Consider the following 26,885-nt stretch of genomic DNA (forward strand, 5'->3'; position numbering starts at 1 on the left):
CTTGCGCTTCGCCATCCGTGAAGGCGGCCGTACCGTCGGCGCCGGCGTCGTCTCCAAGATCATCGAGTAATTGCCTTGCCCGTACAGCCCGGCGGGGATCGCTCCGCCGGGTTTTTCTTCTCCCTCGCTCTTTGGAATGAATCATGAACAACCAGAAGATCCGCATCCGCCTCAAGGCATTCGATTATCGGCTGATCGACCAGTCCGCGCACGAGATCGTCGAGGCGGCCAAACGCACCGGCGCCGTCGTCCACGGCCCGATTCCTTTGCCGACCAAGATCGAACGCTACAACGTGCTGCGCTCGCCGCACGTGAATAAGACTTCGCGCGACCAGTTCGAGATCCGCACGCACCGGCGTCTGATGGACATCGTCGAGCCCACGGACAAGACCGTCGATGCGCTGATGAAGCTCGATCTGCCCGCCGGCGTGGACGTCGACATCAAGCTGATGTAACCCCCGCTTGCATGCGGGATCGAACCGCCTTATAATGACGTGTTTTCCCCGCTGCGGCGGGTCGTTTTTCGTAAACGTCCGGTCAATCGTAACCGGTTCGAGGAGAACAACATGAGTCTAGGCCTTGTCGCTCGCAAGGTGGGCATGACTCGGATTTTCACCGAAGATGGCCAGTCCATCCCGGTGACCGTGCTCGAAGCCTCAGCCAACCGTGTGACGCAACTCAAGACGCCCGAGACCGACGGCTATGCCGCCGTCCAGATCGGGTTCGGGTCGCGCAAGCCCTCGCGCACCACCAAGGCGCTCGCCGGGCATTTCGCCAAGGCGGGGGTCACTGCGGCGCGCGTGCTGCGGGAATTCCGCGTCGATCCTGCCGAGCTCGCTTCGCTGCAGCTCGGTCAGGAACTGTCCGTGACGATGTTCCAACCGGGACAGAAAGTCGACGTCACTGGCCGCTCCATCGGCAAGGGCTTCGCCGGCGCGATCAAACGCCACAACTTCAGCTCCAACCGTGCCTCGCACGGCAACTCGATCACCACGCGCGCGCCCGGCTCCATCGGCATGGCGCAGGATCCCGGCCGGGTCTTTCCCGGCAAGCGCATGGCGGGGCATCTGGGCGACGAGACCGTCACGGTGCAGAATCTCGAGATCGTGCGCGTCGATGCCGAACGCAATCTCCTGCTCGTCAAGGGGGCGGTTCCCGGTGCCAAGGGCGGCGACGTGATCGTGCGCCCGGCGGTCAAAGGCTAAGGCGAGGTGGATATGGAACTCAAGCTATTGAATGCGCAGGGTCAGCCTGCCGGAACCGCTCAGGTCTCCGACACGCTCTTCGCCCGCCCCTACAACGAGGCGCTGGTGCATCAGGTCGTCGTCGCCTATCAGGCCAATGCTCGGCAAGCTACGCGCGCCCAGAAAGATCGCTCGCAGGTGCATCACTCCACCCGCAAGCCGTGGCGCCAGAAAGGCACGGGCCGCGCGCGCGCCGGGATGACCTCCAGCCCGCTGTGGCGGCATGGTGGCAAGATCTTCCCGAGCTCGCCCGAGGAAAACTTCAAGCAGAAGGTCAACCGCAAGATGTTCCGTGCGGCCATGGCCACCATTCTCTCGCAGCTCGCCCGGGAAGACCGCCTGGCGGTGATCGACGACTTCCGCGTCGAGGCGCCCAAGACCAAGCTCGTCGCCCAGAAGATCAAGGACATGGGTCTGGCCGGTACCCGCGTGTTGCTCGTCACCGACGAACTCGACGAGAACCTGCTGCTCGGCAGCCGCAACCTCAAGGACGTGCTGGTGCTGGCGGCGCATGAAACCGACCCGGTGGCGCTGGTGCATTTCCCCAAAGTGCTGCTCACCAAGGGCGCCGTGGCCAAATTCGAGGAGATGTGGCAATGACGATCAGCGAAGAACGCCTCTATCAGGTTCTGCTCGGACCGCAGATCTCGGAGAAGGCCACGATGCTTGGGGAGCGCCTCAACCAGGTGGTGTTCCGCGTCGCCTCCGATGCGACCAAACCCGAGATCAAGGCCGCCGTCGAAAAGCTTTTCGAGGTCGAAGTCCAGGGCGTGCGGGTGCTCAACGTCAAAGGCAAGGAAAAGCGGATGGGGCGCATCACCGGCCGTCGTTCCGGCTGGAAGAAAGCCTTCGTCTCGCTCAAGCCGGGCCAAGAGCTCAGCTTCATGGCCGGGGAGTAAACCATCATGGCAGTGATCAAGATGAAACCGACTTCGCCTGGCCGCCGTGCCATGGTGCGGGTCGTCAACAAGGAACTCTACAAGGGGCGGCCGTATCCCTCTCTCGTCGAGGCGATGACGCGCCTGGCGGGCCGCAACAACGCGGGGCGCATCACCACGCGGCACAAGGGCGGCGGGCACAAGAAGTTCTACCGCATCGTCGACTTCCGCCGCAACAAGGACAACATTCCGGCCAAGGTCGAACGCATCGAATACGATCCGAACCGCTCGGCACACATCGCGCTGCTGTGCTATGCCGATGGCGAGCGCCGTTACATCCTCGCGCCGAAGGGGCTGACGGTGGGGCAGACGGTGATGAGCGGCCCGCAGGCGCCGATCAAGCCCGGCAACGCGCTGCCGATCCGCTCCATCCCCGTGGGTTCGACGCTGCACAACGTCGAGCTCGTTCCGGGCAAGGGCGGGCAGCTTGCCCGAGCCGCCGGGGCGTCGGTGCAGCTCGTCGCGCGCGAAGGCGCCTATGCCCAGGTGCGGCTGCGCTCGGGCGAGGTGCGTAAGGTCCACGTCGAGTGCCGCGCCACCATCGGCGAAGTCGGCAACGGCGAGCATTCGCTGGAAAAACTCGGCAAGGCCGGCGCCTCGCGCTGGCGCGGGATCCGTCCCACCGTGCGCGGCGTGGCGATGAACCCGATCGACCACCCGCACGGCGGTGGCGAAGGGCGCACCGGCGAAGGCGGCGTGCCGCGCAGCCCGTGGGGTCAGCCGACCAAGGGATATCGCACTCGCCGCAACAAGCGCACGGACAACATGATCGTCCAGCGCCGGCACAAGCGTTAAGGGGTAAGCCATGGCACGTTCAGTCAAAAAAGGGCCGTTCGTCGACGCCCATCTGCTCAAGAAGGTCGAGCAAAGTCGCGCGACCAACGACAAGCGTCCGATCAAGACCTGGTCTCGTCGCTCCACGATCATTCCCGAGTTCATCGGGCTGACGTTCGCGGTGCACAACGGCCGGCAACACGTCCCGGTCTTCATCACCGAGGCGATGGTCGGGCACAAACTCGGCGAATTCTCCTTCACCCGCACCTTCCGAGGGCACGCCGCGGGCAAGAAGGCCAAACGCTAACGCTCGAGGATACGAGATATGGAAACCAAGGCTATCGTGCGCGGCGTGCGCCTTTCTCCCCAGAAAGGCCGACTCGTCGCCGACCTCATCCGCGGCAAGCCGGTGGCGCAGGCGCTCGACATTCTCGCGTTCTGCCCGCAGAAAGGCGCGCATTTGATCCGCAAGGCGCTCCTGTCGGCCATCGCCAATGCCGAACACAACGACGGTGCCGACGTCGACGAGCTCAAGGTCAAACGCATCATGGTCGAGAAGGGCGTGGTGCTCAAGCGCTTCCGGGCGCGGGCCAAAGGGCGCGGGGCGAAGATCCTCAAGCCCACGGCGCACATCATCGTTGCGGTCGGAGAATAAGGAGCAAACATGGGACAGAAAATCCATCCGACCGGCTTTCGCCTCGTCGTCACCCGTGACTGGGCTTCGCGCTGGTTCGCGCCGAGCAAAGATTTTCCGCGCCTGCTGCAGCAGGACGCCCAGGTGCGCGGCTACCTGAAGAACAAGCTCAAGCACGCCGCGGTGAGCCGCATCGTCATCGAGCGCCCGGCCAAGAGCGCCAAGATCACGATCCACTCGGCGCGTCCAGGCGTGGTCATCGGCAAAAAGGGCGAAGACATCGAGCTGCTCAAGGCCGACCTCAACCGCCGCATGGGCGTGCCGGTGCACCTCACGATCGAAGAGATCCGCAAGCCCGAGCTCGACGCGCAGCTCATCGCCGAGTCGGTCGCCACCCAGCTCGAGAAGCGCATCCAGTTCCGGCGGGCGATGAAGCGCGCGATGCAAAATGCCATGCGGCTCGGCGCCAAAGGCATCAAGATCATGACTTCCGGCCGTTTGGGCGGAGCCGAGATCGCGCGTTCCGAATGGTATCGCGAAGGCCGCGTGCCGCTGCAGACGCTGCGCGCCGACATCGACTACGGTTTTGCCGAGGCGCAGACCACTTACGGCATCATCGGCGTCAAGGTCTGGCTCTACAAAGGTGACATCCTGGCGCGCAACCAGGCGCCGCAGGAGCCCGTCGAACGGGAAGCCCGGCGTCCTTCGCGGGGCCGTCGCGAAGAAGGAGAGGGCGCGCGTCGTGGTCGTCGCACCCGCGCCGCCAAAGCGAACGTAACTTCGGGAGTGGGCGATGCTGCAGCCGAAACGAACTAAATTCCGCAAGGTCCAGAAGGGCCGAAACAAGGGACTGGCGACACGCGGGGCTTCCGTTTCCTTCGGTGAATTCGGTCTCAAGGCCATCGGTCGCGGGCGACTGACCGCCCGCCAGATCGAGGCCGCGCGGCGTGCCATGACCCGCCACATCAAACGCGGTGGGCGCATCTGGATTCGCGTGTTCCCCGACAAACCCATTTCCAAGAAGCCGGCCGAAGTCCGGATGGGGAGCGGGAAAGGGAACCCCGAATACTGGGTCGCCGAGATCCAACCGGGCAAGGTGCTCTACGAGATGGATGGCGTGAGCGAAGCGCTCGCCCGTGAAGCCTTCGCGCTCGCGGCCGCCAAGCTGCCCTTCAAGACCATCTTCGTCACCCGCAAGCTGGGAGCGGCATGATGAAAGCCAAGGAACTGCGCGAAAAAAGTGTCGCCGAGCTCGAGCAGGAGCTGATTGCGCTGCGCAAGGCGCAATTTTCCCTGCGGATGCAGCAGGCGACGCAGCAACTGACCAATACCGCGGCGATGCGCGCCACGCGGCGTGACATCGCCCGCATCAAGACCCTGCTGCGGGAAAAAGGGGTGCGTAAATGACCGAAGAAGTGCAAAACAAGACCCGGCAGCGCATGGTCGGGCGCGTCGTGAGTACGGCCCGGGCCAAGACCGTGGCCGTGCTGGTGGAACGTCGCGTGGCGCATCCGCTTTACGGGAAGATCGTTACCAAGTCCCGTAAATTCCATGCTCACTGCGAGGACCCGGCCGTGGCGCTCAACGACATCGTCGAAATCGAGGAGTGCCGTCCGATCTCCAAGACGAAGACGTGGAAAGTCGTCCGGCTCGTCGCCAAGGCGGCGTTGGCCTGATTTTTTCCCTTGCATTTTCCTGCCGCATCAGTTATAGTGCCGGACTCTCGCCCCGTCGTATGGCGGGGCGCTTCGCTTTCCCGTCCGCCCGTCGATGAAGTCGGGCGGACGTGCGAGTCCAAGACTGTCCGCACTTGCGGTATAAGTTGGAGAAATTCATGATCCAGATGCAGACCCTCTTGCAGGTCGCCGACAACAGCGGCGCGCGCAAGGTCATGTGTATCAAGGTGCTCGGCGGCTCCAAGCGCCGCTACGCCAACATCGGCGACATCATCAAGGTGTCGATCAAAGAGGCCGCGCCGCGCGGTCGCGTGAAAAAGGGCGATGTGTATAACGCCGTCGTGGTGCGTACCGCCAAGGGCGTGCGCCGCCCCGACGGTTCGCTCGTCAAGTTCGACGGCAATGCGGCCGTGCTGCTCAACAACAAGTTCGAGCCGATCGGTACGCGCATCTTCGGTCCCGTCACCCGCGAGCTGCGTACCGAGCGCTTCATGAAGATCGTCTCGCTCGCCCCCGAAGTCATCTGAGGTGTCGCAATGAAGAAGATCCGTAAGGGCGATCAGGTGATCGTGATCGCCGGCAAAGACAAAGGGCGCCGGGGGGTGGTGACGCGCCGCGTCAATGACGAGAAGCTCATCGTCGAGGGCATCAATCGCGTCAAGAAGCACGTGCGCCCCAATCCCTTGCGCGGAATCCCCGGCGGCATCGTCGAAAAAGAGATGCCGATCCACATCTCCAACGTCGCCTTGTTCAATCCGCAGACCCAGAAAGCCGACCGGGTCGGGATCCGGGTGCTGGAAGACGGCCGCAAGGTGCGCTTCTTCAAGAGCACCGGCGAATTGGTGGATGTCTAAGGAGCGAACATGGCCCGGTTGCTGCAACAGTACAAAGAAAAGATCGTGCCCGAACTCATCAGCAAGTTCGGCTACAAGTCGATCATGGAAGTGCCGCGCATCACCAAGATCACGCTCAACATGGGTGTGGGTGAGGCGGTGGCCGACAAGAAGGTTCTGGAAAATGCCGTGAAGGATCTTGCCGCCATCTCCGGTCAGAAACCGGTGATCACCAAGGCGCGCAAGTCGATTGCCGGCTTCAAGATCCGCGAAGGCTATCCCATCGGCTGCAAGGTGACCTTGCGCGGGGAACGTGCCTACGAGTTCCTCGATCGGCTCATTTCGATCGCGCTGCCGCGTGTGCGTGACTTTCGCGGCGTGGGCGGAAAAGGGTTTGATGGTCGCGGCAACTACAACCTTGGGGTGCGCGAGCAGATCATCTTTCCGGAAATCGAATACGACAAGGTCGATGCGCTGCGCGGCATGAACATCACGATCACGACCACGGCGAAGACCGACGAAGAGGCCAAGGCGCTGCTGGCCGCATTCAAATTTCCCTTCCGGAATTGAGGCTGACATGGCAAAGAAATCGATGATCAACCGCGAGGAAAAGCGTCGCAAGCTCGTGGCCAAGTACGCGGCCAAGCGTGAAGCGCTGCTCGCCAAAATCCAGGACATGAGTCTGTCCGAAGAAGAGCGCATGCAAGCGCGCTTCGAGCTGCAGCAGCTGCCGCGCAACGCCAGTCCCACGCGGCTGCGCAACCGCTGCGCGATCACCGGCCGTCCGCGCGGAACCTTCCGCAAATTCGGGCTGTGCCGCCACAAGCTGCGCGAGATGGCCTTCCGCGGCGAAGTCCCCGGCATGACCAAGGCGAGCTGGTAAGGGAGTCCGAAGATGAGCATGTCTGATCCGATCGCCGATATGTTGACGCGCATCCGCAATGCGCAGAAGGCGGAGAAGCCCACCGTCGAGGTTCCCGGCTCCAAGCTCAAGGCCGCGATCGCCCGAGTCTTGCACGAAGAGGGCTACATCGATGGGTTCGAGGTGCGTCAAGAGGGGCCGAAGTCGACCCTGGTATTGAAGCTCAAGTATTACGCCGGTCGCCCCGTGATCGAACACATCGAGCGGGTCTCTCGTCCCGGTCGCCGTATCTATCGTCCGGTTGCCGAGCTGCCCAAGGTCATGAACGGCCTGGGCGTGGCCATCGTGTCGACCCCCAAAGGGGTGATGACCGATCGTGCCGCCCGCAAGGCGCAGGTTGGCGGCGAAGTGCTCTGTTACGTCGCCTAAGGGAGATCGAGATGTCGCGTATCGCAAAACAACCGATCGAGGTTCCGGGTGGCGTCGAGGTGAAAATCGACGGCAGCCGCGTGGCGGTCAAGGGGCCGCTCGGTGCACTCGAGTTCGCCTTCAATCCGGCCGTACGCATCGTCAAGGAAGGTAACGTCTTGCGCTGTGAGGCCGACGAAAAACTTCCCGGCAGCGATGCTCAGGCTGGTACCGCCCGTGCCATCCTCGCCAACATGGTGCATGGCGTGGCCAAGGGGTTCGAGCGTCGCCTTACCCTGGTCGGCGTGGGGTATCGGGCGCAGCTCCAGGGCAACAAACTGAACCTTTCCTTGGGCTACTCGCATCCGATCGAGCACGAGCTGCCTGCCGGCATCAAGGCCGAAGTGCCTCAGCCGACCGAAATCGTGCTCAAAGGGGCCGACAAGCAGCAGCTCGGTCAGCAAGCCGCCAAGATCCGCGCCTATCGTCCGCCGGAGCCTTACAAGGGCAAAGGCGTGCGCTATGCGGATGAAATCGTGGTCTTGAAAGAGACCAAGAAGAAATAAGGGCATTCGATCATGAACAAGAAACTTGCACGTCTGCGCCGCGCCCGCAAAACCCGGGCGAAGATCGCGCAGCTGAAGGTGCCGAGTCTGACGGTCTACCGTTCCAACTCGCACATCTACGCCCAGATCATTTCCCCGTGCCGTTCGCGCGTTCTCGCTGCAGCGTCTACGCTCGACAAGGACCTGCGCGAAAAAGTGAGCAATGGCGGCAACAAGGCCGCCGCGGCGCTCGTCGGCCGCGCCATCGCCGAGAAGGCCAAGGCGATCGGCATCGAGACGGTTGCGTTCGATCGCTCGGGGTATCTCTATCATGGTCGCGTGCAAGCCTTGGCTGAGGCCGCGCGCGAAGCCGGGCTCAAATTCTGATACGGGAAAAGCGATGGCCAGGAATCAGCAAGACAAGCGGCGGCCTGCAGAGGAGCGGCAGGACGAGCTCAATGAAAAGATGGTGTCGATCAACCGCGTCAGCAAGACCGTCAAGGGCGGCCGCATTTTGAGTTTTGCGGCGCTGACGGTCGTTGGTGACGGTGACGGCGGCATCGGTATGGGCAAGGGCAAGGCGCGCGAGGTGCCGGTAGCGGTGCAAAAGGCGATGCAGTCGGCCCGGCGCGGCATGGTCAAGGTGCCCCTGAAAAACGGCACGATCCAGCACACGGTGATCGCCAAGCACGGTGCCTCCACGGTGATGATGAAATCCGCCCCTCCGGGGACCGGGATCATTGCCGGCGGCGCGATGCGTGCGGTGTTCGAGGTGATGGGCGTCAAAGACGTCATCTGCAAGATCGTCGGCTCGACCAATCCGTACAACGTCGTGCGTGCCACGATCAAGGGGCTGACGGCCACCCGCCGCCCCTCCGAGCTCGCTGCCAAGCGTGGCAAGACCATCGAAGAAATCGTGGAGTGAGCCATGGCGAACGATAAAGTCAAGGTGACCCTGGTCCGGTCGCTGATCGGCACCCGGAAGGATCATCGCGCCACCGTGCGCGGGCTCGGCCTGCGACGCCTCAACCATACGGTGGAACTGGCCGATACGCCGCAGGTGCGCGGCATGATCGCCAAGGTTTCTTATCTCCTGAAGGTCGAGGGCTGACATATGCGACTCAACACCATTCAACCGGCCGAGGGGGCCAAGAAGGCGAAGAAGCGGGTCGGACGCGGCATCGGTTCGGGCTTGGGCAAGACCTGCGGCCGCGGCCACAAAGGCCAGAAATCGCGTTCGGGCGGCTTTCACAAGGTCGGCTTCGAGGGCGGTCAGATGCCGCTGCAGCGGCGCCTGCCCAAGCGCGGTTTCGTTTCGCCCACGGCCGGTGACGTCGCCGAGGTGCGCCTCTCCGATCTCGAACGCATCCCGGTCGACGACATCGACCTGCTCGTGCTCAAGCAGGCGGGCGTGGTGCCGCGCGCGGCCAAGGCGGCCAAGGTGATCCTTGCCGGCTCGCTCACGCGCAAGCTCACCCTGCGCGGCATTGCCGCCACCAAAGGGGCCAGGAACGCGATCGAGGCGGCCGGTGGCACCCTTGTCGACGCCTGAAGCGGGTAGCCCGTCGTGACCAAAGCGACCCAACACGCCTCGGTCGGGAAGTTCGCCGATCTGAAACGCCGCCTCTGGTTTTTGCTGGGAGCGCTCGTCGTTTTCCGGATCGGCGCGCACATTCCCGTGCCGGGCATCGACCCGGCCAAGCTCGCCCAGCTCTTCCAGACGCAGGGCGGTGGCATTCTCGGCGTCTTCAACCTCTTCTCCGGCGGAGCGCTGTCGCGCTTCACGATCTTCGCGCTCGGGATCATGCCCTACATCTCGGCTTCGATCATCGTGCAGCTCATGTCTTACGCCTTTCCGGCGCTCGAGGCATTGAAGAAAGAAGGCGAAGCGGGGCGGCGCAAACTCACCCAGTACACCCGCTATGGCACGGTGGCGCTGGCGCTGATGCAGGGCTTGGGGATTGCGGTCGCCCTTGAGGCGCAGCCAGGGCTGGTGCTCGAGCCGGGCCTGATGTTCCGTTTCGTCACGGTGGTGACGCTGGTCACCGGCACCATGTTCCTCATGTGGCTGGGCGAGCAGATCACCGAGCGCGGCATCGGCAACGGCATCTCGCTCATCATCTTCGCCGGGATCGCCGCCGGTCTGCCGAAGGCTCTGGGCGGACTCTTCGAGCTCGTCTCGAGCGGTTCGATGCATCCGCTCTCGGCGCTCTTCGTCTGCGCCCTGGTGGTGCTGGTGACGGCCTTCGTCGTCTTCGTCGAGAAGGGGCAGCGCAAGATCCTGGTCAATTACGCCAAGCGTCAGGTCGGCAACAAGATCTATGGCGGCCAGAGCTCGCACCTGCCCCTGAAGCTCAACATGGCCGGTGTCATTCCGCCGATCTTCGCCTCGTCCATCATTCTCTTTCCTGCCACGCTCGCGCAGTGGTTCGGGGCGGGCGAGCGCTTTGCTTGGCTCAGGGATCTCGCGGCGGCGCTCTCGCCCGGTCAGCCGGTGTATATCCTGCTCTATGCCTTGGCCATCGTCTTTTTCTGCTTCTTCTATACCGCGCTCGTCTTCAATGCGAAGGAAACGGCGGAGAACCTGAAGAAGAGCGGTGCCTTCGTGCCCGGCATCCGTCCGGGTGAGCAGACGGCGAAATATCTCGACAGGGTGCTGATGCGGCTCACGCTCGCCGGGGCGATCTACATCACCCTCGTGTGCCTGATCCCCGAGTTTCTCATCCTCGAGTGGAACGTGCCGTTCTACTTTGGCGGGACGTCGCTGCTCATCATCGTGGTCGTGACGATGGATTTCATGACGCAAGTGCAGTCGTACGTGATGTCGCACCAGTACGAGAGTTTGCTCAAGAAGGCAAACTTCAAGACCGGCGCGCTGCGGAGGAAGTAAGGGATGGCCAAGGAAGACGTCATCGAAATGCAGGGCGAGGTGATCGAGACGCTGCCCAACGCGACTTTTCGCGTGCGCCTCGAGAACGGCCACGTGATCCTCGGCTATATTTCGGGCAAGATGCGCATGCACTACATCCGCATTCTTCCCGGCGACAAGGTGACGGTGCAGCTCACGCCGTACGATCTCACGCGCGGTCGCATCGTATTCCGTTCCAAGTGAAGAATCCAAGGAGAACTCCATGAAAGTCCAAGCTTCCGTGAAGCGGATCTGCCGCAACTGCCGTATCGTGCGGCGCAAGGGCGTGGTGCGGGTCATTTGCAAGGAAGCGCGCCACAAGCAACGCCAAGGTTGAAGCCGGGGCGCGAATCTTTTATACTTGAGAATTTCGTTTTTTGGGGTGAGTGCAGATGGCCCGTATCGCTGGGGTGAATATCCCGAATCACAAGCATACCGAGATCGCCCTCACGGCGATCTACGGCATCGGTCGTTCCCGTGCCCGCAAGATTTGCGAGGCCGCGGGCGTGCAGCCGACGGCCAAGGTCAAGGATCTGACCGAAGCCGAGCTCGAGCGCCTGCGCGAGGAAGTCGCCAAGTACAAGGTCGAGGGCGACCTGCGACGCGAGATCACCATGAACATCAAGCGGCTGATGGACTTGGGCTGCTATCGTGGTATGCGCCATCGCCGCGGACTGCCCGTGCGCGGACAGCGTACCCGTACCAACGCGCGCACCCGCAAAGGTCCGCGCAAGACCATCGCTGGCAAGAAGAAATGATGAGGTCGTTCCATGGCTAAGACTACGACGAAGGTGCGCCGCAAGGTCAAGAAGAACGTTGCGGAAGGCATCGCCCATATCCACGCGAGTTTCAACAACACGATCATCACGATCACCGACCGTCAGGGCAACGCGCTCTCGTGGGCAACCTCCGGTTCGGCTGGCTTCAAGGGCTCGCGCAAGAGCACGCCGTTCGCTGCCCAGGTGGCGGCCGATGCCGCCGGCAAGGCAGCCCAGGAATGCGGCATCAAGAGCCTGGAAGTGCGCGTGCAGGGTCCTGGCCCGGGGCGTGAATCCTCGGTACGGGCGCTCGCTGCGCTCGGGATCCGCATCTCCAGCATCCAGGACGTGACGCCGATTCCGCACAACGGCTGCCGTCCGCCCAAGAAACGTCGGATCTAACAGGAGTCGAACGTGGCACGCAATCTCGATCCCAAGTGCCGGCAGTGCCGGCGGGAAGGCGAAAAGCTCTTCCTCAAAGGGGAAAAATGCTTCACGGACAAGTGCGCGATCGAGCGCCGTAGCTATGCCCCAGGTCAGCACGGTCAAACCTCCGGTCAGCGCCTGTCCGAATTCGGTCAGCAGCTGCGTGAAAAGCAGAAGATCCGTCGCCTCTACGGGGTGCTGGAAACCCAGTTCCGCCGCGTCTATGCCGAGGCGGCCCGCCGTCGCGGCCAGACCGGCGAGAACCTGCTGCAACTGCTCGAAGGCCGGCTCGACGCCGTGGCCTACCGCATGGGCTTTGGCGCCTCACGCGCCGAGGCGCGCCAGATCGTGCGCCACAACGGCGTGACGGTCAACGGTCGCCGCGTCAACATCCCTTCCTACCTCGTGCGCCCGGGCGACGTGATCGAGCTCACCGAGAAGGCGCGAGGCCAGCTTCGCGTGAAGGCGGCGCTGGAAGCGGCCGCGCAGCGCGGTTTTCCCGAGTGGATCGAAGTCGACGTGCAAGCGGGCAAGGGGGTGTTCAAGGCCTATCCGCAGCGCGCCGAGCTCTCGCCCACGCTCAATGAAAACCTCGTGGTCGAACTCTACTCGCGATAAGCCCCTCGCAGCGACGAGAAACTGAGGATACGCATCGATGTCTTTGGATAGCCTGCTGAAACCGCGCAGCATCGACGTGGAAAATCTGTCGCCGGTGTTGGCGCGCGTCACGATGGAACCGTTCGAGCGCGGCTTCGGCCATACGCTGGGCAACGCGCTGCGGCGCGTGCTGCTGGCGGCGCTGCCCGGTTGCGCGCCCACCGAGGTACGCATCACCGGACTGCTGCACGAGTATTCGACGATCGAAGGCGTGCGAGAAGACGCCGTCGATCTGTTGCTCAATCTCAAAGGCGTCGTGTTTCGGCTGCATGAGCGCGACGACGCGACCGTGCGCCTCGAAGCCGTGGGGCCCAAGGTGGTGCGCGCTGCCGACATCCAGCTGGGTCACGGCGTCGAGGTCATCAACGGGGACCACGTCATCGCCCACGTCGAAGAGGGCGGCCGCCTGGAGATGGAGATCCGCGTGCAGCGCGGCCGGGGGTACGTCCCGGCCTCCGCGCGCAAGACGGAGGGCGATCGTGCCATCGGTCACATCCTGATGGACGCGTCCTTCAGCCCGGTGCGGCGCGTGGCCTATACGGTCGAGAGCGCTCGTGTCGAGCAGCGCACCGACCTCGACCGTCTGGTGCTCGAGCTGGAAACGAATGGCTCGATCGATCCGGAGGAGGCGATCCGCTACGCCGCCCGGGTGCTGGTCGACCAGCTCTCCGTCTTCGCCGATCTCGAAGGGCGGCAACCTGCCATCCGTTCCGAGAGCGGCGCGGCGATCGATCCGCTTCTGCTGCGCCCGGTCGACGACCTGGAGCTCACGGTGCGCTCGGCCAATTGCCTCAAGGCCGAGAACATCTACTACATCGGCGACCTGATCCAGCGCACCGAGCAGGAACTCCTGAAAACCCCCAACCTCGGCCGCAAGTCGCTCAACGAGATCAAGGAAGTTCTCGCCGCGCACGGTCTGACGCTGGGAATGAAACTGGAAAACTGGCCCCCGCCCGGTTTGGAAAAACTCGGCTGACGGTCAACGCACGAGGAAAGAACAATGCGTCACGGAAACGGATACCGCAAGCTCAACCGCACGACGAGCCATCGCCAGGCGTTGATGCGCAATCTGGCCAACGCCCTGCTGCGCGAAGAGGTCATCAAGACCACCCTGCCCAAGGCCAAGGAACTGCGCCGCTTCGTCGAGCCGCTCATCACGCTGGCGAAGAAGCCGACGCTGGCCAATCACCGGCTCGCCTTCGCCCGTCTGCGCGATCGCGAGATCGTGCTCAAGCTCTTCAACGAAATCGGCCCGCGCGTGCAGAACCGTCCCGGCGGTTACACTCGCGTGCTGAAGTTCGGCTACCGTGACGGCGACAACGCGCCGATGGCGATCATCGAGCTCGTCGACCGTGCCGGTGCCGAGGCCCAGCCGGCGCAGAACGCAGGCTGATCACTCTCTCCTTGGCGGGGAGCAGACCGAGCGCCGCACCGCTTTCCGGGTGCGGCGTTTCGCTTTTTTCAGCCTTGCGCAAGCCGCCCGGCGAGGTAGCGCCCGGTCGCGGAATCCGGATGATGGGCGATCGTCTCGGGCGTGCCGCAGGCGACGATCCGGCCACCGTCGGCCCCCGCGCCAGGCCCCAGGTCGATCACCCAGTCGGCGTGGGCGATCACGTCGAGCTGATGTTCGATCACCACCACCGTATTGCCCCGGTCGCGCAGGGCGAAGAGCGCAGTGAGGAGCTTCTCGACGTCGGCCCAGTGCAGCCCCGTGGTCGGCTCGTCGAGCACGTAGAGGGTGTGCCCCGTGTCGCGGCGCATCAGCTCCGCGGCGAGTTTCAGCCGTTGGGCTTCGCCGCCGGAAAGGGCCGTGGCGGGCTGGTTGAGCGGCAGATAACCCAATCCCAGTTCTCGCAGGGTCTCCAGCTTGCGCCGCAGCGCCGGGTGCGAGCCGAAGGGATGCAGTGCCTCTTCCACGGTGAGCGAGAGCGCCTCATGGATGTTCAGTCCGCGGTAGCGGATCTCCAGCGTCTCGCGGTTGTAGCGTTTCCCGCCGCAGGCCTCGCACGGCAGGTAGACGTCGGGGAGGAATTGGAGGTCGATGCGCCGGTAGCCCTCGCCTTCGCATACTTCGCAGCGCCCCCCTTTCACGTTGAAGGAAAAGCGGGCGGCGCGATAGCCCCGGGCGCGCGCTTCGGGCGTCGCGGCGAAGAGCTCGCGTACCCCGTCCATGATCCCGGTGTAAGTGGCCGGGTTCGAGCGCGGCGTGCGTCCGATCGGGGACTGATCGACGCGGATGAGTTTGTCGATCGCCTCGATCCCCGCAACCCTATCGCAGGGGGCGCGGTATGGGCGGCCAGTGAGATGTCCGAGGACGGCCGGCACCAGCGTCTCTTCCACCAAGGAAGATTTTCCCGAGCCGGAGACCCCGGTGACGACGACGAGCCGTCCCAGGGGAATTTCGACGTCGATCCCTTGGAGATTGTGGGCGCGGCAGCCGTACAGCCGCAGCATCGGCTCGCCTTCCCGGAGCGGGAGGGGGCGATGGGCCACCTGCAGTGGCCGTTTCAGATAGGGGGCGGTTCGGGAACGTGGCGAGGCGAGTAGCGCCGGCAGTGGCCCCGAGACGAGGATCTCGCCGCCTTCGCGCCCGGCGCCGGGGCCTATCTCCACCACGTGATCGGCGCGGCGAATCGCCGCTTCGTCGTGTTCGACCACGACCACGGTGTTGCCCAGATCGCGCAATTCCTCCAGCGTGCGCAGCAAGTCGTCCTGATTGCACGGGTGCAACCCGATGGAAGGCTCGTCGAGCACGTAGAGTACCCCGGTGAGCCCCGAACCGACCTGGCTCGCGAGCCGGATGCGCTGCGCTTCCCCGCCGGAGAGGGTATGCGAGGCGCGATCGAGCGTGAGATAAGCAAGGCCCACCTGCAGCAGAAAGCGCAGGCGCGAGCGGATCGCGCCCAACGTCAGCTCGGCCACTGGATGCGCGGCGCAGGCGGCGGAGATTTTTTCGATCGCCGCGGCGCAGCCCGACAAGGGCAGCGCCGTGAGCTCCGGCAGGCTCATCCCCGCCACGCGCACGGCCCGGGCGAAGGGTTGCAAGCGGCTGCCGCTGCAGGCAGGGCAGGGCAGGTCCTGCCAGGGCAGATCCAGCTTCTTCTCCTTGCGCGCTCTGTCTTCATCGGGGCGGTGGCGCCGCTCGAGATAGGGGATCCAGCCCTCGAAAGGATGGGACTGGCTTACCGTGCGGCCGCCATCGAGCGGGTAGCGAAAGTAGATGGCTTCTCCCCCCGAACCGAAGAGCAGGACCCGGCGCACCGGCTCCGGCAGCTCCTGCCACGGCGTGTCCAGGGAGAAACCGTAGTGCGCCGCTAAATCCTCCAGTAGCCGCGCCGAGAAGGCATTGTCCGCATCGAGCCCGGGTAAGGCGCCCTCGCGCAGGCTGCGTGCGCCCGCCGGCAGGCGATCGGTATCCAGTCTCCATTGTCGTCCCGTGCCCTCGCAGGCGGGGCAGGCGCCGGCCGGGTGGTTGAAGGAGAAACACTGGGGTTCGAGCGCAGGGGCGGTGAAACCGCAGCGAGGGCAGGAGGGCGTGGCGCTGAAGACCAGCTCTTCGCCGGCGTCGAGGTTGCGCACGATGCAGCGCCCGTGTCCCATCTTGAGTGCCAGTTCGAGCGAATCGGCGAGCCGGGCTCTTGCCTCGCCGCGCACGCGGATCCGGTCGATCACCAGGCGCAGCGGTCCGGCGGGCGCTTCTTTCAAGCCGTCGAGCTCGATGAACTCGCCTCCGGCTTCGAGGCGGGTGAACCCCTGCGCCCGCAAGGCCGCGAGCGTGCCGCCGGCTTCGCCCTCGATCGCGACAGGAGCGAGTAGGGCGATGCGCCGCCCGGCCAGGGTGCGCGACAGCTCCTCGACGAGCTCGCTCACCGGGCGATGCGTCAGCGCCTCTTCCGGATGTTCCGGACAATGCGGCGTGCCCAGGCGGGCGAAGAGCACGCGCAGATAGTCGTGGATCTCGGTGAGCGTGCCCACCGTCGAACGCGGGCTGGGGGTGAGCGTCTTCTGCTCGATGGCGATGGCCGGAGAGAGCCCCTCGATCGCATCGACCTCGGGCCGCGGCAACTGGTCGAGGAACTTGCGCGCCTGGGTGGAGAGCGATTCGACGTAGCGCCGTTGTCCTTCGGCGTAGAGCGTGTCGAAGGCGAGCGAAGACTTGCCGGAGCCGGAGACGCCCGTGATGACGATCAGTCGATGTTGGGGAAGATCGAGATCGACGTTCTTGAGATTGTGGGTACGCGCGCCGCGAATACGGATGAAGGCCATGGAGAGGCGGCTGGCAAGAAGGCACGAGGTGCGGCGTAACTGCCCGCGGGGGAGGATTTTCGTGTCTGCAGATGGGTCGTGCAGGATTCGAACCTGCGACCAACGGATTAAAAGTCCGCTGCTCTACCGGCTGAGCTAACGACCCGTCGAAGAAGGCAGAATTATAGGGAATCGTCCGCAGAACTGTCAAGCGATTTCCGCGTCTTTTCCTTCTGGGCAGGGCAGAGAAGGATGGCGAGGCTGCGCTTTCCTTTGACGCCTCATTATGGAACAATAGCAGCAACGAAGAATCGAGGAAACGACCATGCTCGACCGGGAAGGATACCGCCCGAACGTCGGCATCGTGCTCGTCAACGCGCGCAACGAGGTGTTCTGGGGCAAACGGATCCGCGAACATTCCTGGCAGTTCCCGCAAGGCGGCATCAAGAAAGGGGAGACGCCGGAAGAGGCAATGTACCGCGAGCTGCATGAGGAAGTCGGGTTGCTGCCGCAGCACGTCCGCATCCTGGGGCGCACGCGCGACTGGCTGCGCTACGACGTGCCGCGGCGCTGGGTGAAGCGCCAGTGGCGCAATGTCTATCGAGGGCAGAAGCAGATCTGGTTCCTGCTGCGTCTGGTGGGGCGTGACTCCGACGTCTGTCTGCGCGCCACCGCACACCCCGAGTTCGATGCCTGGCGCTGGGCGCACTACTGGGTGCCGCTCGATGCGGTGATCGCCTTCAAGCGCCGCGTCTATCAGCTTGCCCTGATCGAACTGTCGCGCTATCTCGACGTGCCGCCACCGCACACCCAGCCGCAGTATCGCGAGCTGATCGAGGAACTGCCGCCCGACTTGCCTGCCGCGCCGCGAATGGAGGAACGCCATGGACGCTGAACGGCTCGACGCGCTCGACCGGATGATCGTGGAATTCGATCGCGCCTTGCGCACCGTGTTCGCGCCGGCAAGGGGTGCCCGGCCCATGCCCGGGGCCGATTTGCCCGGCGGCCCGCTCGAAGAGGCCGAGCGCCGGCACGTGGAGGGGCTGTTGCGGGTGGATCACACCGGCGAGATCTGCGCCCAGGCGCTCTATCAGGGGCAGGCGCTCACCAGCCGCGACCCCGCGATCCGCGAGGCGCTGCGCCGCGCCTCTGACGAAGAGGTCGATCACCTCGCTTGGACCGAAGCGCGTCTGCATGAGCTCGGCGGACGGACCAGCCTGCTCGATCCTCTGTGGTATCTGGGTTCCCTGGCGATCGGAGTGGCGGCAGGGGTGGCAGGGGACGACTGGAACCTGGGCTTTCTCGCCGAGACCGAACGTCAGGTCGAGCGCCACCTCGAGGGGCATCTGCAGGCGCTGCCGCAGGCGGATCGGCGCAGCCGCGCCATCCTCGAGCAAATGAAGGAAGACGAGGCGGGACATGCCCGGCTCGCGGAGTCGCTTGGCGCCCGGCCTCTGCCAGCGCCGATCCGCGGCGCGATGAGGCTCGCTTCCAGGGTGATGACCACGCTCGCCTACCGCATTTGAATCGCCGCCAGCGGCGGGGTCACGCTTCCTCGACGATCTCCCAGGTGTGTTCGAGTTCGGCCGTCTTGCCGAGCATGATGGACGCCGAGCAGTATTTTTCCGCCGAGAGCTTCACCGCCCGCTCGACGCGGTCCGCATCCAGTCCCCGGCCGCGCACGACGTAGTGGAAGCGGATGCGGGTGAAGACTTTGGGGTCGCTCGGGGCGCGTTCGGCCTCGAGCCGTACTTCGCAGCCGCGCACCGCCTGCCGCCCTTTTTCCAGGATCATCACGATGTCGAAGGCGGTGCAGCCGCCGGCACCGGCGAGCAGCAGCTCCATGGGGCGCGGCGCCAGATTCCGTCCGCCCGCCTCCGGGGCTCCGTCCATGGCCACCAAGTGACCCGAGCCCGTCTCCGCCAGAAAAGTGCGCCCCTCGACCCAGCGAACCGTGCATTCCATGTCACATCCTCCGTGTTTTGCGCAGTGCAAGATTGTAGGGGATTTCTTGATAAGAGAGTCTGATTTTGTTATCGAAAAGTTTATTGTGCAGCGCGCCATTTTTTCTTGCTTTTTACGCCAGGCATCCCTATCATACGCATCAACGAATCACGACTTGTGTGGTTCGACCGGTGTCTCCTCCACCCTCCTCCTTTGGTGTGGATTGAACGCCGCCTCTTCGAGGCGGCGTTTTTTTTTTCGTCTGCCCTGGAGGATGCGATTGACAAGGGGGCTCTCCTTGCGCTAACATCGCCTGCTTTCCAGAAGGGCCAGACTCGGGCCTGAGATGATCGAGGATACGCATGAAAACGTTCTCCGCCAAGCCGCACGAAGTCACGCGTGACTGGTTCGTCGTCGATGCGTCGGGCAAGGTGCTGGGTCGGCTCGCGGCCGAGATCGCCCGTCGCCTGCGTGGCAAGCACAAGGCGATCTACACCCCCCACGTCGATACCGGTGATTACATCGTGGTCGTCAACGTCGACAAGATCCGCGTCACGGGCAACAAGGCTACCGACAAGAAATACTACCGCCACTCGGGTTATCCTGGCGGTATCTATGAGACTACATTCGAGAAGCTGCTGCAGCGCCATCCCGAGCGGGTGCTCGAGAAAGCGGTCAAGGGCATGCTGCCCAAGGGGCCGCTGGGTTACGCGATGCTGAAGAAGCTCAAGTGCTACGCCGGCGCCGAGCATCCGCACGCCGCGCAGCAGCCAAAAGTGCTGGAAATCTGAGGAGTCAGCGATGGCGGTGTCGTACAATTACGGAACGGGGCGGCGCAAGGAAGCCGTCGCCCGCGTGTTCATCAAGCCGGGTTCGGGCAATATCGTCGTCAATGGCAAGCCGCTCGACGAATTCTTTTCCCGCGAGACGGGGCGCATGATCGTGCGTCAGCCGCTGAGCCTGCTCGAAGTCGAGAATCGGTTCGACATCATGGTCAATGTCGACGGCGGCGGCGAGTCCGGCCAGGCCGGCGCGGTGCGCCATGGCATCACCCGGGCGCTCATCGATTACAACCCGGAATGGAAGGCGCAGCTGCGCGCTGCCGGGTTCGTGACGCGCGACGCGCGCGAAGTCGAGCGCAAGAAAGTCGGCCTGCGCAAAGCCCGTCGCGCCAAGCAGTTCTCCAAGCGCTGACCGTCTTCGTCGGTTCCGTTTCATGGAAAGCCACCCCCGCGGTGGCTTTCGTCGTTTTCGGATGGCGCTCTCGATTTTTGATCGCGGCCGGGTGATAATCGCATCTGGTGATCCTTGGAGGTCGGACGATGATCAAGGTAGGGGTTGTCGGTGGCACGGGCTATACGGGCGTAGAATTGCTGCGGCTGCTCAGCCACCATCCCGAGGTGTCGCTCGAGGCGATCACCTCGCGCACCGAGGCCGGAATGCCGGTGGCCGAGATGTTTCCCAGTCTGCGCGGCCACGTGGACTTGCGTTTCGCCACGCCCGACGAAGCAAGGCTCGAGCGCTGCGACCTCGTCTTCTTTGCCACCCCCAACGGCGTGGCGATGAAAGAGGCGCGGCGACTCCTGGATGCCGGAGTGCGCCTCATCGATCTCGCAGCGGATTTTCGCCTGGCCGACGTCGACCAATGGGAGCGCTGGTATGGCATGACGCATGCCGCACCCGAACTCCTTGAGGAAGCCGTCTACGGCCTGCCGGAAGTCGAGCGCGAGGCGATCGCCCGTGCGCGTCTGGTGGCCAACCCTGGCTGCTATCCCACCGCGGTGCAGCTCGGTTTCCTGCCGCTGCTCGAGGCGAATGCCGTCGCGCGCGACGGGTTGGTGGCCGATTGCAAGTCTGGCGTCTCCGGTGCCGGGCGCAAGGCCGAAGTGCATACGCTCTTTGCCGAAGCCGCGGACAACTTCAAGGCCTACGGTGTGGCTGGTCACCGCCATCTGCCCGAGATCCGTCAAGGGCTGCAGCGCATCGCCCGCGGCCTGCCGGTGGAATTGACCTTCGTGCCGCATCTCACGCCCATGATTCGCGGCATCCATGCCACCCTCTATGCGCGGCTCACGGACCCGTCACTCGACGTGCAGGCGCTCTTTGCCGAGCGCTATGCCGGAGAACCCTTCGTGGACGTGCTGCCGGCTGGTTCGCATCCGGAGACGCGCTCGGTGCGCGCGAGCAACCTGTGCCGCATCGCCGTGCACCGGCCGCAGGGAGGTGACGTCGTCGTCGTGCTCTCCGTGATCGACAACCTGGTCAAAGGGGCGGCAGGGCAGGCGGTGCAGAACATGAACCTGATGTTCGGTTTTCCGGAAACCCTGGGGCTAGACCTGGTGCCAGTGAGCCCCTGAAACCACGGGAACGGCGCGCGCCATTTCCGGTCCATAACTCCGTCGCGCCCGCGACGACCCTGACGAGGAGCCCATATCATGACGACCGAAACCCAGACCGACGACGTGCTCATCTTTACCGACAGCGCCGCCGCCAAGGTGCGCGAGCTGATCGAAGAAGAAGGCAACCCGGACCTCAAGCTGCGCGTGTTCGTGACCGGCGGCGGCTGTTCCGGCTTCCAGTACGGCTTCACCTTCGACGAGGAAGTGGCCGAAGACGACGCCGTGATCGAGAAGGGCGGCGTGACGCTGCTCATCGATCCCATGAGCTACCAGTACCTGGTCGGCGCCGAGATCGACTACGTGGAAGGAATCGAAGGGGCGCAGTTCGTGATTCGCAACCCCAATGCCACCACCACCTGCGGCTGCGGACAGTCTTTCTCCGTGTGACGCTTTCGGCAAAGATCGGCGAACGATAAGGGAGGGAGCGATGCAGATCGCAGGGGGAGTGTTTCTCATCACCGGTGGCGCCTCCGGCCTGGGAGCGGCCACCGCCCGCATGGTCGTGGCCGGTGGCGGCAGATTGGTACTTGCCGACCTCGACGAGGCGAAGGGCCAAGCGTTGGCCGCCGAACTGGCTGGTAACGCCTATTTCGTACGCACCGACGTCACCGACGAAGCGAGCGCCAAGGCAGCCGTCGCGGCGGCGGACGAGCGCTTCGGCCGGCTCGACGTGCTGGTCAATTGTGCTGGCGTCGCTCCGGCCGAGAAGATCGTCGGCAAGGAAGGTCCGCACCGGCTGGAATCTTTCGCCCGAACGATCCAGATCAACCTCATCGGCACCTTCAACCTGATGCGCCTGGCCGCTGCCCGCATGAGCGCCAACGAACCCAATGCCGAGGGGGAGCGCGGTGTCATCGTCAATACGGCCTCCGTGGCCGCTTTCGACGGTCAGATCGGGCAGGCGGCCTATGCCGCTTCCAAGGGGGGAGTGGTGTCGCTCACCCTGCCGGCGGCGCGTGAATTGGCCCGCTGGGGGATCCGGGTGATGACCATCGCTCCCGGGATCATGGAAACGCCCATGCTGTTGGGGATGCCGGCCGACGTGCAGGAGTCCCTGGGTAAGATGGTACCCTTCCCGCCGCGCATGGGGCGTCCGGCCGAATATGCCGCTCTGGTGCGGCACATCGTCGAGAACGTCTATCTCAACGGGGAAGTGATCCGCCTCGACGGCGCCATCCGCATGGGGGCAAAATGAACCGCAGCGGAGACGAACGAAGGCAGGGATGAACGAGACCACCTTGGAGCGGGCGGAGAGCGCTGCCGGCGCAGAGGAAAGCTGCTATCACTGTGGCCTGCCGATCCCGCCCCAGACGCATTTCACCGTGGTGATCGACGGCCGGGCGCGGCGCATGTGCTGTGCTGGCTGTGCCGCCGTGGCCCAGGCCATCGTCGATAACGGTTTGTCCGACTACTACCGCCATCGCGATGCCATGCCCGAGCCGGTGCGAGAAGCCCTGCCCGAGGTGGTGCGCGAGCTCGAATCCTTCGATCTGCCCGAGCTCACCGAGCAAGTCTCGCGGCCGGTGGGCGAGCACGAGCGCGAGGTCACCCTCATCCTCGAAGGCATCACCTGCGCGGCCTGCGTCTGGCTCAACGAACAGCACCTGCGCCGTCAGCCGGGCGTCACCCACGTCGAGATCAACTACGCCACCCGCCGTGCGCTGGTGCGCTGGGACCCGGAGCGCACCAGCCTGTCGCGCATCCTCAAGGCGATCGCCGAGATCGGCTATCGCGCCCATCCCTTCGATCCGAAGAAGGCCGAGGAAGTGGCCCAGCGCGAACGCCGTTCCATGCTGTGGCGCGTCTTCGTGGCCGGCTTTGCCTCGATGCAGGTGATGATGTATGCCATTCCCACTTACTTGGCAGGTGAGGGGGACATGCCGGCCGACATCGAACGCCTGCTGCATTGGGCAAGCCTCGTGCTGACCCTGCCGGCGGTGTTTTATTCCTGCGGACCGTTTTTTGCCAACGCCTGGCGCGACCTGAAGCTGCGGCGCATCGGCATGGACGTGCCGGTGGCGCTGGGCATTGGCGTGGCGTTTCTCGCCAGCCTCTGGGCGACCGTCAGCGGCCAGGGCGAGGTCTACTTCGATTCGGTGTCGATGTTTGCCTTTTTTCTGCTGGGGGGGCGTTTCCTCGAAATGCTCGCGCGCCAACGGGCGGTGCGTGGCCTGGAAGAAGTCGCCCGCGTCATCCCTGCGGTGACCGAACGGCTAGAGTCTGGTACCTGGGAACGGGTGCCGGTGGCGCGGCTCGCGCCGGGCGATCGCATCCGCGTGCGTCCTGGACAGACCATCCCCGTCGATGGACGCGTGGGTTTGGGACACAGCGAAGTGAGCGAAGCCATCCTCACCGGGGAGAGTCGCCCCATCCCCAAGGCCGAAGGGGATCTGGTGCTCGGTGGCAGTCTCAACGGCGGCGGGGTGCTGGAAGTCGTGGTGGAGCGCGTCGGTGAGGAGACGCGGCTTGCCACCATCCGCCGGGCGATGGAGCGCGCCCAGAGCGAGAAACCGGCGCTTGCCTCGCTCGCCGACCGCTATGCCAGCCGTTTCATCATCGCGGTGCTGGGATTGGCCGTGATCACCATCGGGCTGTGGGCATGGATCGATTCCTCCCGCATCGTTCCCATCGTCGTCTCGGTGCTCGTCGTCGCCTGTCCCTGCGCCCTGTCGCTGGCCACTCCCGTGGCCTTGACGGCGGCCACCGACGCCCTGATGCGCTCGGGGGTGTTGGTGACGCGCGGTCATGCCCTCGAGACCTTGGCGCGGCTCACCGACATCGCCTTCGACAAGACCGGCACGCTCACGCGCGGGCAGCTGACCGTGGTCGAGGTCTTGCCGGCGCCCGGGCGCGATGCGCGGCAGGCGCAGACGCTCGCTGCGGCGCTGGAGGCGGCGAGCGAGCACCCCATCGCACGCGCGTTCACCGGGACGGCGCCGGCAAACGTGCCGGTCGCGGCATTCGAGGCCATCACTGGCCAAGGCTTGAGTGCCCGGGTCGCCGGCAAACGGACCTGCATCGGTCGTCCCGAGTGGGTGGCCTCGACGCTTGGGCTGTCCCTCGAGGCGATGCCGCGCGCAAGCGATGATCGTGCGCTCACGCGCGTGGCGCTGGGGGACGAAACCGGCTGGATCGCCGTTTTCGGTCTGTCCGATGTCCTGCGTGAGGAGGTACCGGAGCTGCTGCACGAACTTCATGGACTCGGTTTGCGCACGCATCTGCTCTCCGGCGATGCGCCGGAGATCGCGGAAACGGTGGCGCGCACGCTCGCCATCGACGAGGTCCGCGCCGGCCTCACGCCCGAAGGCAAGATCGACGCCTTGCGTCAGGTGATGGCGCAGCCGGGGCGGGTGGTCGCCATGGTCGGCGACGGCGTCAACGACGCGCCGGTGCTCGCGGGGGCGCATGTCTCGGTGGCGATGGGTGGGGGGGCGGATCTCGCCCGACTCAATGCCGACGTCGTGCTGCTGGGCGACGATCTCTCGGGCATCGCACGCGCCATACGCCATGCGCGGCGCACGCTCGCGATCGTGGCGCAGAACCATCGCTGGGCCTTTGCCTACAATCTGCTCGCCATCCCCTTCGCCATGGCCGGCTGGGTGACGCCGTGGATGGCGGGGCTCGGCATGGCGGCGAGTTCCCTGGGCGTGGTGCTCAATGCGCTGCGCCTGCAGCGCGCGAGGTGAGACGATGGAAAGCCTCTATATCCTGATTCCGCTGTCGGTGGTGCTGGTGTTCGTCATCGGGCTCGTCTTCTGGTGGTCGGTGAAGAGCGGACAGTTCGACGACCTGCAGGGGCCGGCCTACCGCATCCTCTTCGAGGATAGGGACGAGGCCGGCTCCGGCGATGCGGTGCCTCCCTCAGGCAAGCCGGCGGATGAAGAAAAAAAGTGATGTTGTTTGACTTGCGTCAAAAACCTCTATGAAGACAAGGAATAGAATCTTCCTCGGTTTGGGTGCGAATCCAAGCCGTTTTTGGGTTCCTTGTCTCTCTGTTGGGGTTGGGGCACGCTGGGGCGTGCCCCTTTTTTTGTCCCCGCCGCCACACTTTTCCTGCGTTTGCTACGCCATCGACTAAAATGTTGACTGAAGTCAACACGACTTTGCACGTGCGGCGTATCCTACCGCCTGTCGCAGTCGGCGGACGCGCCGGGGTGATTTCGGTAAGTTCTCATTGGAGAGGTGACCATGCAAACGGAAACGACTTATAACTACAAAGTCGTGCGCCAGTTCGCCATCATGGCGGTGGTGTGGGGCATCGTAGGCATGCTGGTCGGGGTGTTGATCGCCGCCCAGCTGGTCTGGCCGCAGCTGAATTTCCCTCAGCTCGGCGAGTGGTTCCACTTCGGGCGCTTGCGCCCCTTGCACACGAACGCGGTGATTTTCGCCTTCGGCGGCTCGGCGCTCTTCGCCACGTCCTACTACGTGGTGCAGCGTACCTGCCACACCCGGCTCTTTGCGCCGGGCTTGGCAGCCTTCACTTTCTGGGGCTGGCAGCTGGTGATCGTGCTCGCCGCGCTCTCCTTGCCGCTCGGGTTCACGACGGCCAAGGAGTATGCCGAGCTCGAGTGGCCGATCGACATTCTCATCACGCTGGTGTGGGTGTCGTACGCCGTGGTGTTTTTCGGCACCATCGCCAAGCGGCAGGTGAGCCACATCTACGTCGCCAACTGGTTCTACGGCGCCTTCATCATCGCCGTGGCGCTGCTGCACGTGGTCAATAGCGCCGAAGTTCCAGTGCTTGCCGCCGGTCTTCTCACGCCGAAGTCCTATTCGGCCTACGCCGGGGCGCAGGATGCCATGGTGCAGTGGTGGTACGGCCACAACGCCGTGGGCTTCTTCCTCACCGCCGGGTTCCTGGGCATGATGTACTACTTCGTGCCCAAGCAGGCCGGTCGTCCGGTGTATTCTTACCGGCTCTCCGTGGTGCACTTCTGGGCCCTCATCTTCACCTACATGTGGGCCGGTCCGCACCACCTGCACTACACTGCGCTGCCCGACTGGACCCAGTCGCTGGGGATGATCTTCTCGCTCATCCTGCTCGCGCCGTCGTGGGGTGGGATGATCAACGGCATCATGACGCTCTCCGGTGCCTGGCACAAGCTGCGTGACGACCCGATCCTCAAGTTCCTCATCGTGTCGCTCTCTTTCTACGGCATGTCGACCTTCGAAGGCCCGATGATGTCGGTGAAGACGGTCAACGCCCTGTCGCACTACACTGACTGGACCGTGGGTCACGTGCACTCCGGGGCGCTCGGCTGGGTGGCGATGGTGACCATCGGTTCGCTCTACTACCTGATCCCGCGGCTCTACGGCAAGGTCGAGATGTACTCGAAGGATCTGGTCACGGCGCACTTCTGGATCGCTACCATCGGCATCGTGCTCTACATCGCCTCGATGTGGATCTCGGGCGTGATGCAGGGTCTGATGTGGCGCGCCACCAACCCCGACGGCACGCTCACCTATGCCTTCGTCGAGGCGGTGAAGGCCTCCTACCCCTTCTGGACCATCCGGGTGCTCGGCGGGCTGTTGTTCCTGACCGGGATGCTGGTGATGGCCTACAACGTGTTCAAGACCGTCGCGGGCGCCAAGCCCGTCGATGCGCCGGTGCTGGCTCCGGCCCATGCGTGAGGG

At 64.4% G+C, this 26,885-nt stretch carries 42 protein-coding genes and 1 tRNA gene; 40 read left to right on the forward strand and 3 right to left on the reverse strand.

All coding sequences use genetic code 11. The features are described 5' to 3' along the window. The 30 genes from OA56_RS04290 to rplQ all read left to right on the forward strand — a co-directional run. The coding region (locus OA56_RS04290; RefSeq protein ID WP_209223782.1) for an EF-Tu C-terminal domain-related protein at positions 1-70 on the forward strand (70 nt) is incomplete at its 5' end. A gap of 73 nt (positions 71-143) precedes the next feature. Continuing rightward, entirely contained in the window at positions 144-455 is a 312-nt protein-coding gene (gene rpsJ, locus OA56_RS04295; protein WP_028874999.1) for a 30S ribosomal protein S10, read from the forward strand. Positions 456-566: 111 nt separating this feature from the next. After that, positions 567-1,205 carry a 50S ribosomal protein L3 gene (gene rplC / locus OA56_RS04300; protein WP_141055119.1) on the forward strand — a complete coding sequence of 213 codons (639 nt, stop codon included), beginning with the start codon at positions 567-569 and terminating at the stop codon, positions 1,203-1,205. Positions 1,206-1,217: 12 nt separating this feature from the next. Further along, positions 1,218-1,844 (forward strand): 50S ribosomal protein L4, encoded by a 627-nt coding sequence (gene rplD, locus OA56_RS04305; protein ID WP_461583669.1) that lies wholly within the window; start codon positions 1,218-1,220, stop codon positions 1,842-1,844. Continuing rightward, the gene (gene rplW, locus OA56_RS04310; protein WP_037990027.1) at positions 1,841-2,143 is read left to right on the forward strand and encodes a 50S ribosomal protein L23; all 303 of its coding nucleotides are present in this window, start codon (positions 1,841-1,843) and stop codon (positions 2,141-2,143) included. Before rplD ends, rplW begins: the two co-directional genes overlap by 4 nt. A gap of 6 nt (positions 2,144-2,149) precedes the next feature. Next, a complete protein-coding gene (gene rplB, locus OA56_RS04315; RefSeq protein ID WP_055423435.1) occupies positions 2,150-2,977 on the forward strand; it encodes a 50S ribosomal protein L2 in 828 nt (275 codons plus the stop codon). Between the two features lie 10 nt (positions 2,978-2,987). Further along, positions 2,988-3,263 (forward strand): 30S ribosomal protein S19, encoded by a 276-nt coding sequence (gene rpsS / locus OA56_RS04320; protein WP_028874994.1) that lies wholly within the window; start codon positions 2,988-2,990, stop codon positions 3,261-3,263. Between the two features lie 18 nt (positions 3,264-3,281). After that, positions 3,282-3,611: a 50S ribosomal protein L22 gene (gene rplV / locus OA56_RS04325; RefSeq protein WP_055423436.1), complete on the forward strand. Its 330-nt coding sequence runs from the start codon at positions 3,282-3,284 to the stop codon at positions 3,609-3,611. A gap of 9 nt (positions 3,612-3,620) precedes the next feature. Beyond that, entirely contained in the window at positions 3,621-4,406 is a 786-nt protein-coding gene (gene rpsC / locus OA56_RS04330; protein ID WP_055423437.1) for a 30S ribosomal protein S3, read from the forward strand. Continuing rightward, positions 4,384-4,803: a 50S ribosomal protein L16 gene (gene rplP, locus OA56_RS04335; RefSeq protein WP_141055116.1), complete on the forward strand. Its 420-nt coding sequence runs from the start codon at positions 4,384-4,386 to the stop codon at positions 4,801-4,803. The genes rpsC and rplP overlap by 23 nt, the downstream gene beginning before the upstream one ends. Further along, positions 4,803-4,997, forward strand: coding sequence for a 50S ribosomal protein L29 (gene rpmC, locus OA56_RS04340; RefSeq protein ID WP_055423439.1), 195 nt, complete (start codon positions 4,803-4,805; stop codon positions 4,995-4,997). The genes rplP and rpmC overlap by 1 nt, the downstream gene beginning before the upstream one ends. Further along, a complete protein-coding gene (rpsQ, locus tag OA56_RS04345; RefSeq protein WP_055423440.1) occupies positions 4,994-5,266 on the forward strand; it encodes a 30S ribosomal protein S17 in 273 nt (90 codons plus the stop codon). The genes rpmC and rpsQ overlap by 4 nt, the downstream gene beginning before the upstream one ends. Before the next feature lie 158 nt (positions 5,267-5,424). Then, the gene (gene rplN / locus OA56_RS04350; protein WP_028874988.1) at positions 5,425-5,793 is read left to right on the forward strand and encodes a 50S ribosomal protein L14; all 369 of its coding nucleotides are present in this window, start codon (positions 5,425-5,427) and stop codon (positions 5,791-5,793) included. Between the two features lie 9 nt (positions 5,794-5,802). Continuing rightward, positions 5,803-6,120: a 50S ribosomal protein L24 gene (rplX, locus tag OA56_RS04355; protein WP_055423441.1), complete on the forward strand. Its 318-nt coding sequence runs from the start codon at positions 5,803-5,805 to the stop codon at positions 6,118-6,120. Positions 6,121-6,129: 9 nt separating this feature from the next. Then, complete coding sequence (rplE, locus tag OA56_RS04360; protein WP_055423442.1) at positions 6,130-6,669, forward strand: 50S ribosomal protein L5; 540 nt, start codon at positions 6,130-6,132, stop codon at positions 6,667-6,669. A gap of 7 nt (positions 6,670-6,676) precedes the next feature. Continuing rightward, on the forward strand, positions 6,677-6,982 hold the full coding sequence (gene rpsN / locus OA56_RS04365) for a 30S ribosomal protein S14 (RefSeq protein ID WP_055423443.1): 306 nt from the start codon (positions 6,677-6,679) through the stop codon (positions 6,980-6,982). Between the two features lie 12 nt (positions 6,983-6,994). Next, entirely contained in the window at positions 6,995-7,390 is a 396-nt protein-coding gene (gene rpsH / locus OA56_RS04370; protein ID WP_141055113.1) for a 30S ribosomal protein S8, read from the forward strand. An 11-nt stretch (positions 7,391-7,401) separates the two neighbouring features. Next, complete coding sequence (rplF, locus tag OA56_RS04375; RefSeq protein ID WP_141055110.1) at positions 7,402-7,935, forward strand: 50S ribosomal protein L6; 534 nt, start codon at positions 7,402-7,404, stop codon at positions 7,933-7,935. 12 nt (positions 7,936-7,947) lie between these two features. Then, positions 7,948-8,301 carry a 50S ribosomal protein L18 gene (gene rplR, locus OA56_RS04380; protein ID WP_055423446.1) on the forward strand — a complete coding sequence of 118 codons (354 nt, stop codon included), beginning with the start codon at positions 7,948-7,950 and terminating at the stop codon, positions 8,299-8,301. 13 nt (positions 8,302-8,314) lie between these two features. After that, positions 8,315-8,839, forward strand: coding sequence for a 30S ribosomal protein S5 (gene rpsE / locus OA56_RS04385; RefSeq protein WP_055423447.1), 525 nt, complete (start codon positions 8,315-8,317; stop codon positions 8,837-8,839). 3 nt (positions 8,840-8,842) lie between these two features. After that, entirely contained in the window at positions 8,843-9,025 is a 183-nt protein-coding gene (gene rpmD / locus OA56_RS04390) for a 50S ribosomal protein L30 (protein WP_055423448.1), read from the forward strand. A gap of 3 nt (positions 9,026-9,028) precedes the next feature. Then, a complete protein-coding gene (gene rplO, locus OA56_RS04395) occupies positions 9,029-9,466 on the forward strand; it encodes a 50S ribosomal protein L15 (protein WP_055423449.1) in 438 nt (145 codons plus the stop codon). A 15-nt stretch (positions 9,467-9,481) separates the two neighbouring features. Further along, positions 9,482-10,804, forward strand: coding sequence for a preprotein translocase subunit SecY (secY, locus tag OA56_RS04400; RefSeq protein ID WP_055423450.1), 1,323 nt, complete (start codon positions 9,482-9,484; stop codon positions 10,802-10,804). Positions 10,805-10,807: 3 nt separating this feature from the next. After that, on the forward strand, positions 10,808-11,026 hold the full coding sequence (gene infA / locus OA56_RS04405) for a translation initiation factor IF-1 (protein WP_028874977.1): 219 nt from the start codon (positions 10,808-10,810) through the stop codon (positions 11,024-11,026). 19 nt (positions 11,027-11,045) lie between these two features. Further along, positions 11,046-11,159, forward strand: a complete 114-nt coding sequence (gene rpmJ / locus OA56_RS04410; RefSeq protein WP_028874976.1) for a 50S ribosomal protein L36 — start codon at positions 11,046-11,048, stop codon at positions 11,157-11,159. Positions 11,160-11,214: 55 nt separating this feature from the next. Beyond that, positions 11,215-11,580, forward strand: coding sequence for a 30S ribosomal protein S13 (gene rpsM / locus OA56_RS04415; RefSeq protein WP_055423451.1), 366 nt, complete (start codon positions 11,215-11,217; stop codon positions 11,578-11,580). Positions 11,581-11,592: 12 nt separating this feature from the next. Then, positions 11,593-11,982, forward strand: a complete 390-nt coding sequence (gene rpsK / locus OA56_RS04420) for a 30S ribosomal protein S11 (protein WP_055423452.1) — start codon at positions 11,593-11,595, stop codon at positions 11,980-11,982. Positions 11,983-11,994: 12 nt separating this feature from the next. Beyond that, positions 11,995-12,624, forward strand: a complete 630-nt coding sequence (gene rpsD / locus OA56_RS04425; RefSeq protein WP_055423453.1) for a 30S ribosomal protein S4 — start codon at positions 11,995-11,997, stop codon at positions 12,622-12,624. Positions 12,625-12,661: 37 nt separating this feature from the next. Continuing rightward, the gene (locus OA56_RS04430) at positions 12,662-13,639 is read left to right on the forward strand and encodes a DNA-directed RNA polymerase subunit alpha (protein ID WP_141055105.1); all 978 of its coding nucleotides are present in this window, start codon (positions 12,662-12,664) and stop codon (positions 13,637-13,639) included. Positions 13,640-13,663: 24 nt separating this feature from the next. Continuing rightward, positions 13,664-14,056, forward strand: coding sequence for a 50S ribosomal protein L17 (gene rplQ / locus OA56_RS04435; RefSeq protein ID WP_055423455.1), 393 nt, complete (start codon positions 13,664-13,666; stop codon positions 14,054-14,056). Positions 14,057-14,124: 68 nt separating this feature from the next. Here rplQ and uvrA read toward each other — a convergent pair whose 3' ends face one another. Together uvrA and OA56_RS04445 are read right to left on the reverse strand one after the other, a co-directional pair. After that, positions 14,125-16,929, reverse strand: coding sequence for an excinuclease ABC subunit UvrA (gene uvrA / locus OA56_RS04440; protein WP_055423456.1), 2,805 nt, complete (start codon positions 16,927-16,929; stop codon positions 14,125-14,127). A 72-nt stretch (positions 16,930-17,001) separates the two neighbouring features. Further along, a tRNA-Lys gene (locus OA56_RS04445) sits at positions 17,002-17,074 on the reverse strand. A 159-nt stretch (positions 17,075-17,233) separates the two neighbouring features. Between OA56_RS04445 and OA56_RS04450 the strand changes: the two genes are divergently transcribed. Both OA56_RS04450 and coq7 read left to right on the forward strand, forming a co-directional pair. Next, positions 17,234-17,803 carry an RNA pyrophosphohydrolase gene (locus tag OA56_RS04450; RefSeq protein WP_055423457.1) on the forward strand — a complete coding sequence of 190 codons (570 nt, stop codon included), beginning with the start codon at positions 17,234-17,236 and terminating at the stop codon, positions 17,801-17,803. Beyond that, the gene (gene coq7, locus OA56_RS04455; protein WP_055423458.1) at positions 17,793-18,434 is read left to right on the forward strand and encodes a 2-polyprenyl-3-methyl-6-methoxy-1,4-benzoquinone monooxygenase; all 642 of its coding nucleotides are present in this window, start codon (positions 17,793-17,795) and stop codon (positions 18,432-18,434) included. Before OA56_RS04450 ends, coq7 begins: the two co-directional genes overlap by 11 nt. A 19-nt stretch (positions 18,435-18,453) precedes the next feature. Here coq7 and OA56_RS04460 read toward each other — a convergent pair whose 3' ends face one another. Then, complete coding sequence (locus OA56_RS04460; protein WP_055423459.1) at positions 18,454-18,873, reverse strand: OsmC family protein; 420 nt, start codon at positions 18,871-18,873, stop codon at positions 18,454-18,456. A gap of 341 nt (positions 18,874-19,214) precedes the next feature. On the opposite strand from OA56_RS04460, the gene rplM reads away from it, so the two are divergent. The 8 genes from rplM (at position 19,215) to ccoN (ending at position 26,882) form a co-directional block, all read left to right on the forward strand. Next, the gene (gene rplM / locus OA56_RS04465; RefSeq protein WP_055423460.1) at positions 19,215-19,643 is read left to right on the forward strand and encodes a 50S ribosomal protein L13; all 429 of its coding nucleotides are present in this window, start codon (positions 19,215-19,217) and stop codon (positions 19,641-19,643) included. A 10-nt stretch (positions 19,644-19,653) separates the two neighbouring features. Further along, positions 19,654-20,046: a 30S ribosomal protein S9 gene (gene rpsI, locus OA56_RS04470; protein WP_055423461.1), complete on the forward strand. Its 393-nt coding sequence runs from the start codon at positions 19,654-19,656 to the stop codon at positions 20,044-20,046. A 128-nt stretch (positions 20,047-20,174) separates the two neighbouring features. Continuing rightward, complete coding sequence (argC, locus tag OA56_RS04475) at positions 20,175-21,209, forward strand: N-acetyl-gamma-glutamyl-phosphate reductase (RefSeq protein WP_055423462.1); 1,035 nt, start codon at positions 20,175-20,177, stop codon at positions 21,207-21,209. A gap of 78 nt (positions 21,210-21,287) precedes the next feature. Next, positions 21,288-21,638 (forward strand): iron-sulfur cluster insertion protein ErpA, encoded by a 351-nt coding sequence (erpA, locus tag OA56_RS04480; RefSeq protein ID WP_055423463.1) that lies wholly within the window; start codon positions 21,288-21,290, stop codon positions 21,636-21,638. Between the two features lie 40 nt (positions 21,639-21,678). Next, a complete protein-coding gene (locus tag OA56_RS04485) occupies positions 21,679-22,446 on the forward strand; it encodes a 3-hydroxyacyl-CoA dehydrogenase (RefSeq protein WP_461583684.1) in 768 nt (255 codons plus the stop codon). Positions 22,447-22,474: 28 nt separating this feature from the next. Continuing rightward, positions 22,475-24,937, forward strand: a complete 2,463-nt coding sequence (locus tag OA56_RS04490; protein ID WP_461583686.1) for a heavy metal translocating P-type ATPase — start codon at positions 22,475-22,477, stop codon at positions 24,935-24,937. A gap of 4 nt (positions 24,938-24,941) precedes the next feature. After that, positions 24,942-25,145 carry a cbb3-type cytochrome oxidase assembly protein CcoS gene (gene ccoS / locus OA56_RS04495; RefSeq protein WP_141055093.1) on the forward strand — a complete coding sequence of 68 codons (204 nt, stop codon included), beginning with the start codon at positions 24,942-24,944 and terminating at the stop codon, positions 25,143-25,145. Between the two features lie 294 nt (positions 25,146-25,439). After that, positions 25,440-26,882: a cytochrome-c oxidase, cbb3-type subunit I gene (gene ccoN / locus OA56_RS04500; RefSeq protein WP_055423467.1), complete on the forward strand. Its 1,443-nt coding sequence runs from the start codon at positions 25,440-25,442 to the stop codon at positions 26,880-26,882. The last annotated feature ends 3 nt before the right edge of the window (positions 26,883-26,885 follow it).

Source organism: Tepidiphilus sp. HLB4, assembly GCF_054823945.1.